Annotated in this window: 12 protein-coding genes; 10 read left to right on the forward strand and 2 right to left on the reverse strand. The window is 61.9% G+C overall.

Features of this window, described 5'->3' with window-relative positions; translation table 11 throughout:
• The first annotated feature begins 178 nt into the window (after nucleotides 1–178).
• The 9 genes from ASC85_RS04170 (at nucleotide 179) to ASC85_RS04210 (ending at nucleotide 9,248) form a co-directional block, all read left to right on the forward strand.
• Nucleotides 179–1,093 (forward strand): LysR substrate-binding domain-containing protein, encoded by a 915-nt coding sequence (locus tag ASC85_RS04170; RefSeq protein WP_057448385.1) that lies wholly within the window; start codon nucleotides 179–181, stop codon nucleotides 1,091–1,093.
• A 200-nt stretch (nucleotides 1,094–1,293) separates the two neighbouring features.
• Complete coding sequence (locus ASC85_RS04175) at nucleotides 1,294–2,751, forward strand: gamma-aminobutyraldehyde dehydrogenase (protein WP_057448386.1); 1,458 nt, start codon at nucleotides 1,294–1,296, stop codon at nucleotides 2,749–2,751.
• Between the two features lie 137 nt (nucleotides 2,752–2,888).
• Nucleotides 2,889–4,040 (forward strand): putative ABC transporter substrate-binding protein YdcS, encoded by a 1,152-nt coding sequence (gene ydcS, locus ASC85_RS04180; protein ID WP_024616776.1) that lies wholly within the window; start codon nucleotides 2,889–2,891, stop codon nucleotides 4,038–4,040.
• A gap of 191 nt (nucleotides 4,041–4,231) precedes the next feature.
• Nucleotides 4,232–5,269 carry an ABC transporter ATP-binding protein gene (locus tag ASC85_RS04185; protein WP_057448387.1) on the forward strand — a complete coding sequence of 346 codons (1,038 nt, stop codon included), beginning with the start codon at nucleotides 4,232–4,234 and terminating at the stop codon, nucleotides 5,267–5,269.
• Nucleotide 5,270: 1 nt separating this feature from the next.
• A complete protein-coding gene (locus tag ASC85_RS04190; RefSeq protein ID WP_057448388.1) occupies nucleotides 5,271–6,218 on the forward strand; it encodes an ABC transporter permease in 948 nt (315 codons plus the stop codon).
• Nucleotides 6,208–7,026 carry an ABC transporter permease gene (locus ASC85_RS04195; protein ID WP_057448389.1) on the forward strand — a complete coding sequence of 273 codons (819 nt, stop codon included), beginning with the start codon at nucleotides 6,208–6,210 and terminating at the stop codon, nucleotides 7,024–7,026. Before ASC85_RS04190 ends, ASC85_RS04195 begins: the two co-directional genes overlap by 11 nt.
• Nucleotides 7,027–7,151: 125 nt before the next feature.
• Complete coding sequence (locus ASC85_RS04200; RefSeq protein WP_057448440.1) at nucleotides 7,152–8,576, forward strand: gamma-aminobutyraldehyde dehydrogenase; 1,425 nt, start codon at nucleotides 7,152–7,154, stop codon at nucleotides 8,574–8,576.
• Between the two features lie 146 nt (nucleotides 8,577–8,722).
• The gene (locus tag ASC85_RS04205) at nucleotides 8,723–8,986 is read left to right on the forward strand and encodes a CopG family ribbon-helix-helix protein (RefSeq protein ID WP_003198119.1); all 264 of its coding nucleotides are present in this window, start codon (nucleotides 8,723–8,725) and stop codon (nucleotides 8,984–8,986) included.
• Nucleotides 8,949–9,248: a type II toxin-antitoxin system RelE/ParE family toxin gene (locus tag ASC85_RS04210; protein WP_057448390.1), complete on the forward strand. Its 300-nt coding sequence runs from the start codon at nucleotides 8,949–8,951 to the stop codon at nucleotides 9,246–9,248. Before ASC85_RS04205 ends, ASC85_RS04210 begins: the two co-directional genes overlap by 38 nt.
• 45 nt (nucleotides 9,249–9,293) lie before the next feature.
• Here the strand turns inward: ASC85_RS04210 and ASC85_RS04215 are convergent, their stop codons facing one another.
• Nucleotides 9,294–9,479 (reverse strand): hypothetical protein, encoded by a 186-nt coding sequence (locus ASC85_RS04215; RefSeq protein ID WP_003198116.1) that lies wholly within the window; start codon nucleotides 9,477–9,479, stop codon nucleotides 9,294–9,296.
• Nucleotides 9,480–9,840: 361 nt separating this feature from the next.
• On the opposite strand from ASC85_RS04215, the gene ASC85_RS04220 reads away from it, so the two are divergent.
• Entirely contained in the window at nucleotides 9,841–11,469 is a 1,629-nt protein-coding gene (locus ASC85_RS04220) for a glucan biosynthesis protein D (RefSeq protein WP_057448391.1), read from the forward strand.
• Nucleotides 11,470–11,671: 202 nt separating this feature from the next.
• On the opposite strand, the gene ASC85_RS04225 is transcribed toward ASC85_RS04220, so the two are convergent.
• The gene (locus ASC85_RS04225) at nucleotides 11,672–12,778 is read right to left on the reverse strand and encodes an NADH:flavin oxidoreductase/NADH oxidase (protein WP_057448392.1); all 1,107 of its coding nucleotides are present in this window, start codon (nucleotides 12,776–12,778) and stop codon (nucleotides 11,672–11,674) included.
• Nucleotides 12,779–13,025 lie beyond the last annotated feature (247 nt).

Below are 13,025 nucleotides of genomic sequence, written 5' to 3' on the forward strand. Positions count from 1 at the left end.
TCGTCTCCACATTTCGGGTCAACGTAAGGCCACCAGCCTAGATCGAAAGTGCCCCGGCACCGTTGGCGAGATTGCTTCCAGATGTTGCCTGGCTCATTGCAAGACACACTCCCTTTCATTCTAAAAAAACGATATACACTCCAGCACATCGATAAAACCGCCCACCGGATATTCGACCATGATGACCCTGCGTCAGATCCGCCATTTCATCGCCGTGGCCGAAACCGGCTCCATCTCTGCCGCTGCACAAACGGCATTCATTTCCCAATCCACCTTGACCCTGGCCATCCAGCAACTGGAGCAGGAAATCGGCGTCAGCCTGTTCAACCGCCACGCCAAGGGCATGACCCTGACCCACCAGGGTCATCAATTCCTGCGCCAGGCTCATTTGATCCTGGCCACCGTCGACAACGCCAAGCGCAGCCTGCAACAGAGCACCGACCAGGTCGCCGGCCAAGTCACCATCGGCGTCACCAGCCTGGTGGCCGGCTATTACCTGGCGGACCTGCTGACCCGTTTCCAGCGCGCCTATCCCAACGTGGAGATCCGGGTGATGGAGGACGAGCGACCGTACATCGAGCATTTGCTGGTCAGCGGTGAAATCGACGTCGGGGTGTTGATCCTGTCCAACCTGGAAGACCGCCACGCCTTGCAGACCGAAGTGCTGACGCATTCACCACACCGCTTGTGGCTGCCAGCGCAACACCCGCTGCTGGAACACGACAACATCAACCTGGCCGACGTGGCCCGCGAGCCACTGATCCAGCTGAACGTCGATGAAATGGACCGCAGTGCCCAGCGCCTGTGGCGTGGTGCCGGCCTGCAACCCAGGGTCACCCTGCGTACGGCCTCGACCGAAGCGGTGCGCAGCCTGGTGGCGGCAGGGTTGGGGGTGTCGATCCAGCCGGACATGACCTACCGCCCTTGGTCGCTGGAAGGTGACATCATCGAAGCGCGACCGATTGCCGACCTCAACCAGACCCTCGACGTAGGCCTGGCCTGGCGCCGGGGCACGGCGCGACCGGCGTCGGTCGACCCGTTCCTGGCCGTCGCCCGGGAACAACCCCATGGCGGGCGCAAGCCATCTATTTAATCGAACGCAGCCTTGAGTATTTCGAATTTGTCGGCCTTAAGGCTGAGCACTAGTCTTGCTGCATCGCCGCAATCCATTGTGGGAGCGAGCCTGCTCGCGAAGCGGTGGGTACAGATAGACCGCTATCGCGAGCAGGCTCGCTCCCACAGGTTTGTGTTGTAGCTGATAGCAGTAGTCACTTCCAAAAAGAGAAGGCGAACATGGCTGGTACGCAAACCCCGTTGTGCACCGCATTACTGATCGACGGGGAACTGGTTCCCGGTGAAGGCATTGTCGAGCCGATCCTCAACCCGGCCACCGGCGAAGTGCTGGCTCACATCGCCGAGGCCAGTACCGAGCAGGTCGAAGCCGCGATCCTCGCCGCCCATCAGGCCTTCGACGGCTGGTCGCGCACCACGCCGCAACAACGCTCGAACCTGCTGCTGGACATCGCCAGCGCCATCGAAAAGAACGCCGATGAGCTGGCCCGCCTCGAATCCCTGAACTGCGGCAAGCCGCTGCACCTGGCGCGCCAGGATGACCTCAGTGCGACGGTGGATGTATTCCGTTTCTTCGCCGGTGCCGTGCGCTGCCAGACCGGCCAGCTCAGTGGCGAATACCTGCCCGGCTACACCAGCATGGTGCGCCGCGACCCGATTGGCGTGGTGGCGTCCATTGCACCGTGGAATTACCCGATCATGATGGCCGCGTGGAAAATCGCCCCGGCCCTGGCCGCCGGCAATACGCTGGTGTTCAAGCCGTCGGAACACACACCGCTGTCGATCCTGGCCCTGGCGCCGACACTGGCCCGGATCCTGCCACGGGGCGTGATCAACATCCTCTGCGGGGGTGGCGAAGGTGTGGGCAGCCATCTGGTCAGCCATCCCAAGGTGCGCATGGTCTCGCTGACCGGCGATATCGTCACCGGGCAGAAGATCCTCCAGGCCGCGGCGAAAACCCTCAAGCGCACGCATCTGGAGCTGGGCGGCAAGGCGCCGGTGATCGTGTGCAACGACGCCGACATCCAGGCCGTGGTCGAAGGCGTGCGCACCTATGGTTATTACAACGCTGGGCAGGATTGCACCGCGGCATGCCGGATCTACGCCCAGGGCGCGATTCACGACCGCCTGGTGGCCGAACTCGGCGCGGCGGTCAGCAGCTTGCGTTTTGCCGGCAAGCGCGACGCCGACAATGAGATCGGCCCGCTGATCAGCACCCGCCAGCGCGACCGCGTGGCCAGTTTTGTCGAGCGCGCCCTCGGCCAGCCACACATCGAACGCATTACCGGCGCGGCGGTGCATTCCGGTGCAGGTTTCTACTACCAGCCCACGTTGCTGGCCGGCTGCAAGCAAAGCGATGAAATCGTCCAGCGCGAAGTGTTCGGCCCGGTCGTCACCGTGACCCGCTTCGACGAACTCAGCCAGGCGGTGGACTGGGCCAACGATTCCGAATACGGCCTGGCTTCTTCGGTATGGACCCAGAACCTGGACAAGGCCATGCAAGTGGCGGCGCGGCTGCAATACGGCTGCACCTGGATCAACAGCCATTTCATGTTGGTCAGCGAAATGCCCCACGGCGGCCTGAAACGTTCGGGCTACGGCAAAGACCTGTCCAGCGACTCGCTCCAGGACTACAGCGTGGTGCGCCACATCATGGCCCGGCATGGCCGGGAGCTTTGAGCGGCAAGCTGCAAGCAAAAGCAGGTGGTGTGTGGCTTGCAGCTTGCGGCTCGAAGCTTGCAGCTAAGCTAAAACAATAACCAGCGACACGTTTCTCGAACCCTGCCCCGACCATAATTAAAGCAAGAGGGATTTCCATGTACGCGCACAAGACCGTATTGCTCAGTGCAATCACCACGGCGCTGCTGACCAGCGTCAGCCTCCAGGCCGCCGAACCACTCAAGGCCGTTGGCGCTGGCGAAGGCCAACTGGATATCGTCGCCTGGCCGGGTTACATCGAACGCGGCGAAAGCGACAAGGCCTACGATTGGGTCACCGGTTTCGAGAAGGAAACCGGTTGCAAGGTCAATGTGAAAACCGCCGCCACCTCCGACGAGATGGTCAGCCTGATGACCAAGGGTGGCTACGACCTGGTCACCGCTTCGGGCGACGCCTCGTTGCGGCTGATTGCCGGCAAGCGCGTGCAGCCGATCAACACCGCACTGATCAGCAACTGGAAAAACCTCGACCCGCGCCTCAAGGATGCACCGTGGTACGTGGTCAACCAGCAGACCTACGGCACCCCGTACCAGTGGGGCCCGAACGTGCTGATGTACAACACCGAGGTGTTCAAGCAAGCGCCCACCAGTTGGAGCGTGCTGTTCAGCGCCCAGAACCTGCCCGACGGCAAGCCGAACAAAGGCCGCGTGCAAGCCTATGATGGCCCGATCTACATCGCCGACGCGGCGCTGTACCTCAAGACCGCCAAGCCTGAGCTGGGTATCAAGGACCCGTACCAACTCGACGAAGCCCAGTACAAGGCCGTGTTGGAATTGCTGCGGGCCCAGCAACCGCTGATCCACCGCTACTGGCACGACACCACCGTGCAGATGAGCGATTTCAAGAACGAAGGCGTGGTGGCCTCCGGCGCCTGGCCGTATCAGGTCAACGGCCTGATGAACGAGAAGCAACCGATCGCCTCGACCATTCCGAAAGAAGGCGCCACCGGTTGGGCCGACACCACGATGCTGCACGCCGAGGCCAAGCACCCCAACTGCGCGTACAAGTGGATGGACTGGTCGCTGCAACCGAAAGTCCAGGGTGACGTCGCCGCGTGGTTCGGCTCGTTGCCGGCGGTGCCTGCGGCGTGCAAGGGCAGCGAACTGCTGGGCGCCGAGGGCTGCAAGACCAACGGTTTCGATCAGTTCGACAAGATCGCCTTCTGGAAAACCCCACAGGCCGAGGGCGGCAAGTTCGTGCCGTATAGCCGCTGGACCCAGGACTACATTGCGATCATGGGCGGGCGCTAAGCCCAATCAGTCGGTGTAGTTCACTGTGTGGGAGCAAGGCTTGCCCGCGATGAAGATGATGCGGTCTCCCGGGGAACCGAGGCGCCTGTATCGCGAGCAAGCTTTGCTCCCACAGCGTTGCTCTCACAGGTCTGGTGCACGGCAACCCACCCACGATCCAATAGAAATCGCGCTTTTTGGAGCCCCGCACCATGACGCTTGCAGTCCAATTCACCCAGGTATCCCGTCAGTTCGGCGATGTGAAGGCCGTTGACCGGGTTTGCATCGACATCCAGGACGGCGAGTTCTTTTCCATGCTGGGCCCGTCCGGTTCGGGCAAAACCACCTGCCTGCGACTGATCGCCGGATTCGAACAACCCAGTGCCGGCTCGATCCGCATCCATGGCGAAGAGGCCACCGGGCTTGCGCCGTACCAGCGGGACGTCAACACGGTGTTCCAGGATTACGCCCTCTTCCCCCATATGAACGTGCGCGACAACGTGGCCTATGGCCTGAAAGTCAAAGGCGTCGCCAAGGCCGAGCGCATCCAGCGCGCCAACGAAGCGCTGGAGATGGTTGCCCTGGGCGGCTACGGCGAACGCAAGCCGGTGCAGCTCTCCGGCGGCCAGCGCCAACGCGTGGCCTTGGCCCGCGCGCTGGTCAATCGCCCGCGGGTGTTGCTGCTCGATGAACCCTTGGGCGCCCTCGACTTGAAGCTGCGTGAGCAAATGCAGGGCGAATTGAAGAAGCTGCAACGCCAGCTAGGCATCACCTTCATTTTCGTCACCCACGATCAGACCGAAGCACTGTCGATGTCCGACCGCGTGGCAGTGTTCAACAAGGGCCGCATCGAACAGGTCGACACCCCACGCAACCTGTACATGAAACCGGCGACCACCTTCGTTGCCGAATTCGTCGGCACCTCCAATGTAATCCGTGGTGAGCTGGCCCGGGAACTGAGCGGTTATCCACAGCCGTTCTCGATTCGTCCGGAACATGTGCGTTTCGCCGAGGGTCCGTTGGCCAGTGGGGAGATCGAAGTCCACGGCCTGCTGCACGACATCCAGTACCAGGGCAGCGCCACGCGCTACGAGTTGAAACTTGCCAACGGCCAGACCCTGAACCTCAGCCAGGCCAACACCCAGTGGCTCGACAACACAGCCCAGCACCAGACCGGCCAGCACCTGAGCGTACGCTGGGCGCGGGAGGCGATGGTCGCGCTGCACGACACCGTCAGCGGCGAGGTGTGAGATGAACACCCTGGCCATTGCTCAAACGCCCACGCCCGGTTCACCGTTGCGACGCTTTTCCAACCTGCTGTACCGGCGCCCCAACCTGTACCTGTCGATGTTGCTGGTGCCGCCGCTGATCTGGTTCGGCGCAATCTACCTGGGCTCGCTGCTGACCTTGCTGTGGCAGGGTTTCTACACCTTCGACGACTTCACCATGGCGGTCACGCCGGACCTGACCCTGGCGAATTTCGCGGCGCTGTTCCAGCCGTCGAACTTCGACATCATCTGGCGCACCCTGAGCATGGCGATAGCGGTGTCCATCGCCAGCGCCATCGTCGCGTTCCCGATTGCCTACTACATGGCGCGCTACACCAGTGGCAAGACCAAGGCGTTTTTCTACATCGCGGTGATGCTGCCGATGTGGGCCAGCTATATCGTCAAGGCCTATGCCTGGACGCTGTTGCTGGCCAAGGGTGGCGTGGCGCAGTGGTTCGTCCAGCACCTGGGCCTGGGGCCGGTGTTGCAGTTCGTGCTGGGGATCCCGGGCGTGGGTGGCAGCACCTTGTCCACCTCGCACCTGGGGCGTTTCCTGGTATTCGTCTACATCTGGCTGCCGTTCATGATCCTGCCGATCCAGGCGTCCCTCGAGCGTCTGCCGCCATCGCTGCTGCAGGCCTCGGCCGACCTGGGCGCCAGGCCACACCAGACGTTCATGCAGGTGATCCTGCCGCTGTCGATCCCCGGCATCGCCGCCGGCTCGATCTTCACCTTCTCGCTGACCCTGGGGGATTTCATCGTGCCCCAGTTGGTGGGCCCGCCGGGCTACTTCGTCGGCAGCATGGTCTACGCCCAGCAAGGCGCCATCGGCAACATGCCCATGGCCGCGGCGTTCACCCTGGTGCCCATCGTGCTGATCGCCATCTACCTGTCTATCGTCAAGCGCCTGGGGGCTTTCGATGCACTCTGACTCTCAAGACCGGGCCTCGTGGGGCTTGCGGATCGCGGCGTGGGGCGGGCTGGTGTTCCTGCATTTCCCGATCCTGATCATCTTCCTCTACGCCTTCAATACCGAGGACGCCGCGTTCAGCTTCCCGCCCAAGGGCCTGACCCTGAAGTGGTTCAGCGTCGCCTTCTCGCGCCCGGATGTGCTGGAGGCGATCAAGCTGTCGTTGCAGGTCGCGGCCATCGCCACGCTGATCGCCATGGTGCTGGGCACCCTTGCCTCGGCGGCGCTGTACCGTCGGGATTTCTTCGGCAAGCAAGGCATTTCGCTGATGCTGATCCTGCCGATTGCCTTGCCGGGCATCATCACTGGCATCGCGCTGCTGGCGACCTTCAAGACCCTGGGCATCGAGCCCGGCATGTTCACCATCGTCGTCGGCCATGCCACCTTCTGCGTGGTGATCGTCTACAACAACGTCATCGCCCGCCTGCGCCGCACGTCCCACAGCCTGATCGAGGCTTCGATGGACCTGGGCGCCGACGGTTGGCAGACCTTTCGCTACATCATCCTGCCTAATCTAGGCTCGGCACTGCTGGCCGGCGGGATGCTGGCGTTTGCGCTGTCATTCGACGAGATCATCGTCACCACCTTCACCGCCGGCCACGAACGCACGCTGCCGCTGTGGCTGCTCAACCAACTCAGCCGCCCTCGCGATGTACCAGTGACCAACGTGGTGGCAATGCTGGTGATGATGGTCACGATGTTGCCGATACTCGGCGCGTATTACCTGACCCGAGGCGGTGAGAGCGTGGCCGGTAGCGGCGGGAAGTAAATCCGGCTCTAACGACTATCCAATGTGGGAGCGAGCCTGCTCGCGATGCTTTTGGCGTTATCAGGAACGCCATCGCGAGCAGGCTCGCTCCCACAGAAAAGCAACAGCATGAAGAGGACATGGACATGCAAACCAAACTGCTGATCAACGGCCATCTGGTGAACGGCGAAGGCCCTGGCCAGGCGGTGTTCAACCCGGCGCTGGGCCGGGTGCTGGTGGAAATCAATGAGGCCAGCGAAGCCCAGGTCGATGCCGCCGTGCGCGCCGCCGACGCCGCCTTCGAGTCTTGGTCGCAAGTGCCGCCCAAGGACCGTTCGCTGTTGCTGCTCAAGCTGGCCGATGCCATCGAAGCCCACGGCGAGGAACTGGCGAAGCTGGAGTCGGAAAACTGCGGCAAACCCTTGAGCGCCGCACTGAATGACGAGATCCCGGCGATTGCCGACGTGTTCCGTTTCTTTGCCGGCGCCAGCCGCTGCATGAGTGGTTCAGCGGGCGGTGAATACCTGCCAGGGCATACCTCGATGATCCGCCGCGATCCGGTGGGCGTCATCGCCTCCATCGCGCCGTGGAACTACCCGCTGATGATGGTCGCCTGGAAAATCGCCCCGGCCCTGGCCGCCGGTAATACCGTGGTGCTCAAGCCGTCGGAGCAAACCCCGCTGACCGCGCTGCGCCTGGCAGAACTGGCGTCGGAAATTTTCCCGGCCGGTGTTCTCAACGTGATATTCGGTCGTGGGCAAACCGTCGGCAACCCGCTGGTCACCCACCCGAAAGTGCGCATGGTGTCGCTGACCGGCTCCATCGCCACCGGCTCGAACATCATTTCCAGCACGTCCGACAGCGTCAAGCGCATGCACATGGAACTGGGCGGCAAGGCTCCGGTGATCATTTTCGACGACGCTGACATTGACGCCGCCGTGGAGGGCATCCGCACCTTCGGTTTCTACAACGCCGGCCAGGACTGCACCGCTGCCTGCCGTATCTATGCCCAGCAAGGCATCTACGACCAGTTCGTCGAGAAACTCGGCACCGCGGTGGGCAGCATCAAGTACGGCCTGCAAACCGCGCCAGACACCGAGATGGGCCCACTGATCACCGCCCAGCACCGCGACCGCGTGGCCGGTTTTGTCGAACGGGCCATTGCCCAGCCGCATATTCGCCTGATCACTGGCGGCAAGGCCGTGGACGGCAATGGGTTCTTCTTCGAGCCGACGGTGCTGGCCGACGCCCAGCAGGATGACGAAATCGTCCGCCGGGAAGTCTTCGGGCCGGTGGTGTCCGTCACGCCCTTCGTCGACGAGGCACAAGTGCTGGCCTGGGCCAACGATTCGGACTACGGCCTGGCCTCATCGGTATGGACCGCCGACATCGGCCGAGCCCATCGCCTGTCGGCACGCCTGCAATACGGCTGCACCTGGGTGAATACCCACTTCATGCTCGTCAGCGAAATGCCCCATGGCGGTCAGAAACGCTCCGGCTATGGCAAGGACATGTCCATGTATGGGCTGGAGGATTACACGGTAGTGCGGCATGTGATGTTCAAGCATTGACGACAAGACAACCTTGGCAACACATGCTTGCGCTTGCCCTGCGTTCGTCCTGCTAAGGTTTTCGTCGATCGGTGCACGCTCGCCGGTTGACGGAAATCCTGGCAGCACCTAGGGTGTCTACAACGTATACACCCTGGAGATCAGCCATGGCCTCGCCCGTTTTGTCCTTTCGTGTGGAAGAAGGTCTGGCCCAACAGCTGGACTTGCTGGCTGCCGCCACCGACCGCGACCGTCAGTATCACCTCAAGCGTGCATTGGTCCGATATGTGGAGGCCGAATCCTGGCATCTGCAAGCCATCAGCGAAGGCATAGCCGATGCCGACGCTGGAAACCTGACCGATCTGGACGCCGTGAAGGCTAAGTGGGCAAAACGTGCCGAGCATCGTACTGACCGACAAAGCACAGAGTGACCTCGACTCGATCCACGAACATTACCAAAGCGCCATCGGTGCAGAAGGCGCCGATGATGTCATCAGCGCCATCCTGGAGACACTGCGCCAACTGCAACGCTTTCCCGGCTCGGGGCGTCCGTCAGTCGCTCCTGATATTCGAGAGCTGGTACTGACGCGCTACCCATTCGTAGCCCCCTACCGGCTCAAGCATGGACAACTGCAGGTCCTGCGGATACTGCACCAGCGCACCGAACGTCCCCAGGACTGGTCGGTGGAGTAACGCCGGCCGGTGCTCCCCGCCCCGGCCGCTCACCTGCGCCACGCTTCAAAACCGCGAAACACTGCGCATCGCATCCACCAGATAGCGCATGGCGATGCGGTCGTTTTCCGACAACTCCCGATAGCGCTCCACCAGTCTCAATTCTTCCAGGCTGAGCCGGCGTGTCCTGCGCGGGTTGGTCAGGCCTGGAAAGATCCCCAGCATTTCGGTAATGCCCTGTATTTTTGTCATGAGTTGTCCTTCTTTACGTCGAGGTTGACCTGATAGCGCCGTCTGAATCCGGGCTAGATCGCCTATCACGCTAAAGAATAGGGAGGATTCAAAGCGTGAAAAGGGAGTTTTAGAGTAATTAGTCAAAAAAAGTCGGAATCGACATAAAAAAAGAAATAACTGTAAGAAAATTTGACCAAGCCACGCTTTCCTTTCTCTCAAAGCCTGTATTTCCCCTATGATTTTGCGCCTTGGTGAACCGATCCAGCTCTCAGGCATCTGTTCTAACGTTCGTCGCGTTTGGCCAAAGGCATGTCCGAACTCCCTTATCAGTCTCTGTTGCCAGGATCGGCTCGGGATTGTTTCGAGAAAGGTTGTATTTATGCACCGCAGGAATCTGCTCAAGGCCTCCATGGCCTTCGCCGCCTACACCGGGCTATCGGCCTCCGGGCTCATGGCCGCACGCGCCTGGGCCGCCGATCAGACTGCCGACGGCGAAGCCCGTCCCTTCGATTTCAACGGTTTGAAGGATCAGGCCCGGCGGCTGGCCGAGAGCCGCTACGTCGACACCAAGCAAGTCCTGCCAGAAACCCTGGCCCTGATGTCGCCGCTGCAGTTCAACGCCATCCAGTACGACGCCAACCACTCGCTGTGGAATGACCTCGACGGGCGGCAACTGGATGCGCAGTTCTTCCACGTCGGCATGGGCTTCAAGCAGCCGGTGCGCATGTACAGCGTCGATCCGAAGACGCGTATGGCCCGTGAGGTGCACTTCCGCCCGGAACTGTTCAACTATGAGAAAACCACGGTCAACACCGCGCAATTGAAGGGTGACCTGGGCTTCGCCGGCTTTCGCGTCTTCAAGGCGCCGGAGCTGGACCGGCACGACATCGTTTCGTTTCTGGGGGCCAGCTACTTCCGCGCCGTGGATGCCAGCGGCCAGTACGGGCTGTCGGCCCGCGGCCTGGCCATCGACACCTACGCGAAGAAGCGCGAGGAATTCCCGGACTTCACCAAGTTCTGGTTCGAAACCCCGGAAAAGAACAGTACCCGGTTCGTGGTCTATGCCCTGCTCGACTCCCCCAGCGCCACCGGTGCCTATCGGTTTGACATCGATTGCCAGCCGACCCGGGTGGTGATGGAGATCGACGCGCACATCAATGCCCGTACCGCCATCGAGCAGTTGGGTATCGCGCCCATGACCAGCATGTTCAGCTGTGGCACCGTCGAACGGCGCATGTGCGACACCATTCACCCGCAAATCCACGACTCCGACCGGCTGGCCATGTGGCGCGGCAACGGCGAGTGGGTGTGCCGGCCGTTGAACAACCCGGCCACCCTGCAATTCAACGCCTTCGCCGACAAGGACCCGAAAGGCTTCGGCCTGGTGCAGACCGACCACGATTTTGCCAGCTACCAGGACACCGTGGACTGGTACAGCAAGCGTCCAAGCCTGTGGGTCGAACCGACGACAGCCTGGGGCGAAGGCTCGGTCGACCTGCTGGAGATTCCTACCACCGGCGAAACCCTGGACAACATTGTCGCGTTCTGGACGCCGAAAAAACCGGTGGCCGCCGGCGACTCGCTGAACTATGGCTACAAGCTCTACTGGAGCGCGCTGCCGCCAGTCAGCACCGACCTGGCCCACGTCGACGCCACCCGCTCAGGCATGGGCGGTTTCATCGAAGGCTGGGCACCGGGCGAGCATTACCCGACCGTCTGGGCCCGTCGTTTTGCCGTGGACTTCAGCGGCGGCGGCCTCGACCAACTGCCGCCGGGCACCGGTATCGAACCGGTGGTGACCTGCTCCCATGGCGAAGTGAAGGACTTCAACGTGTTGGTGCTGGATGCGATCAAGGGCTACCGCATCACGTTCGACTGGTACCCGACCGACGACAGTGTGGAGCCGGTGCAGATGCGCCTGTTCATTCGCACCAAGGACCGCACCTTGAGCGAGACCTGGTTGTACCAGTACTTCCCGCCGGCACCGGATAAGCGCAAGTATCCCTGAGCCCTGCTGCGTCAGGGATGACGCCTTCGCGAGCAGGCTCGCTCCCACATTGAGCCTTGTTGTGAACGCTATCCGCGCCACACAACAGATCCACTGTGGGAGCGAGCCTGCTCGCGATGAGGCCGGTACAAGCACCAATTTTTTTCAAACAAACAAAAAGCCCCGGCCAATGACGACCGGGGCTTTTTGTTTTACCAAGCACTCAATCGCGCAAATCCGACTCATGAATCGGCTGGTCCCGATGCGTAGCCCGCTGGTACTGCGCCGGCCACGTGGCCTTGCGGCCGCCCAGGTCATCATCGGCATGCAGGGCCCAGTACGGATCGCGCAACAATTCGCGGGCCAGGAAGATGATATCGGCCTGGCAGGTGCGCAGGATGTGTTCGGCCTGGGCCGGTTCGGTGATCATGCCGACGGTGCCGGTGGCGATTTCCGACTCCTTGCGCACCCGCTCGGCAAAGCGTGTCTGGTAACCCGGGCCAGTGGGAATTTCCGCATTGGCCGCCGTGCCACCCGATGACACGTCGATCAAATCCACCCCCAGGGCCCTGAATCGCCGCGCCAGCTCCACGGTTTCGTCCGGGTTCCACCCGTCCTCGACCCAATCGGTGGCAGAAACGCGAACGAACACTGGCAGCTCTTCAGGCCATACGGCCCGCACCGCTTCGGTGACTTGCAGCACCAGGCGGATGCGATTCTCGAACGAGCCACCGTATTGATCGCGGCGCTGATTGCTCAAGGGCGAGAGGAATTGATGCAGCAGATAACCATGGGCCGCGTGAACCTCGACCACTTTGAAGCCGGCCGTGAGGGCGCGCTTGGCCGAATCCACGAAGGCCTGGATCACATCGGCGATCTGTCCTTCGTCCAACTGCACCGGCTGGGTGTGTTGCGGGTCGAAGGCAATCGGCGACGGGCCGACCGGAACCCAGCCGCCGTCCGCCGGTTTTACGCTGCCATGCTTGCCCAGCCAAGGTCGCCAGGTGCTGGCCTTGCGTCCGGCATGGGCCAGTTGTATGCCCGGCACGGCCCCTTGGGCGGTGATGAAACGGGTGATGCGTTGCAAGGGTTCGATCTGTTCATCATTCCACAGCCCCAGGTCCTGGGCAGTGATGCGACCGTCGGCGGTGACGGCGGTGGCTTCGGTGAACACCAGGCCGGCACCGCCCACGGCACGGCTGCCCAAGTGCACCAGGTGCCAATCGTTGGCCAGGCCATCGGTGCTCGAATACTGGCACATCGGCGATACCGCGATGCGATTGGGCAGGGTCAATTGGCGAAGGGTATAGGGTTCCAGCAGCAGACTCATGGGGCACCTCTCGAATCAGTGGGCAGGCTCCAGGGTTCTGTTTGAAAAGTCGACGAGTGACAAAAGGTGCAACACCCGCCCCCGCGGGCAAAAAATTCGACAAGACGTCACAAGGGCTATCAAGCAGTGCTTAGAGCCTAGTCGACAACCCGCAAGGACGGAGGGTTCAGAACTTAAAAACCGACGGTGTGACGCAATGCAGTTCACTTAAGGCGCCCCTGAAACCCTGTGGCGAGGGAGCTTGCTC

The organism is Pseudomonas sp. Root401 (genome assembly GCF_001425105.1).
GTDB lineage: Bacteria > Pseudomonadota > Gammaproteobacteria > Pseudomonadales > Pseudomonadaceae > Aquipseudomonas > Aquipseudomonas brassicacearum.

What these genes read in the sequence shown, in the direction of transcription:
- ASC85_RS04175 (WP_057448386.1), top strand. Translation starts at nt 1,294, where the DNA reads ATGGCTGGTACGCAAACCCCGTTGTGCACCGCATTACTGATCGACGGG.
- ASC85_RS04190 (WP_057448388.1), top strand. Translation starts at nt 5,271, where the DNA reads ATGAACACCCTGGCCATTGCTCAAACGCCCACGCCCGGTTCACCGTTG.
- ASC85_RS04185 (WP_057448387.1), top strand. Translation starts at nt 4,232, where the DNA reads ATGACGCTTGCAGTCCAATTCACCCAGGTATCCCGTCAGTTCGGCGAT.
- ASC85_RS04195 (WP_057448389.1), top strand. Translation starts at nt 6,208, where the DNA reads ATGCACTCTGACTCTCAAGACCGGGCCTCGTGGGGCTTGCGGATCGCG.
- ASC85_RS04220 (WP_057448391.1), top strand. Translation starts at nt 9,841, where the DNA reads ATGCACCGCAGGAATCTGCTCAAGGCCTCCATGGCCTTCGCCGCCTAC.
- ydcS (WP_024616776.1), top strand. Translation starts at nt 2,889, where the DNA reads ATGTACGCGCACAAGACCGTATTGCTCAGTGCAATCACCACGGCGCTG.
- ASC85_RS04225 (WP_057448392.1), bottom strand. Translation starts at nt 12,778, where the DNA reads ATGAGTCTGCTGCTGGAACCCTATACCCTTCGCCAATTGACCCTGCCC.
- ASC85_RS04200 (WP_057448440.1), top strand. Translation starts at nt 7,152, where the DNA reads ATGCAAACCAAACTGCTGATCAACGGCCATCTGGTGAACGGCGAAGGC.
- ASC85_RS04205 (WP_003198119.1), top strand. Translation starts at nt 8,723, where the DNA reads ATGGCCTCGCCCGTTTTGTCCTTTCGTGTGGAAGAAGGTCTGGCCCAA.
- ASC85_RS04215 (WP_003198116.1), bottom strand. Translation starts at nt 9,479, where the DNA reads ATGACAAAAATACAGGGCATTACCGAAATGCTGGGGATCTTTCCAGGC.
- ASC85_RS04170 (WP_057448385.1), top strand. Translation starts at nt 179, where the DNA reads ATGATGACCCTGCGTCAGATCCGCCATTTCATCGCCGTGGCCGAAACC.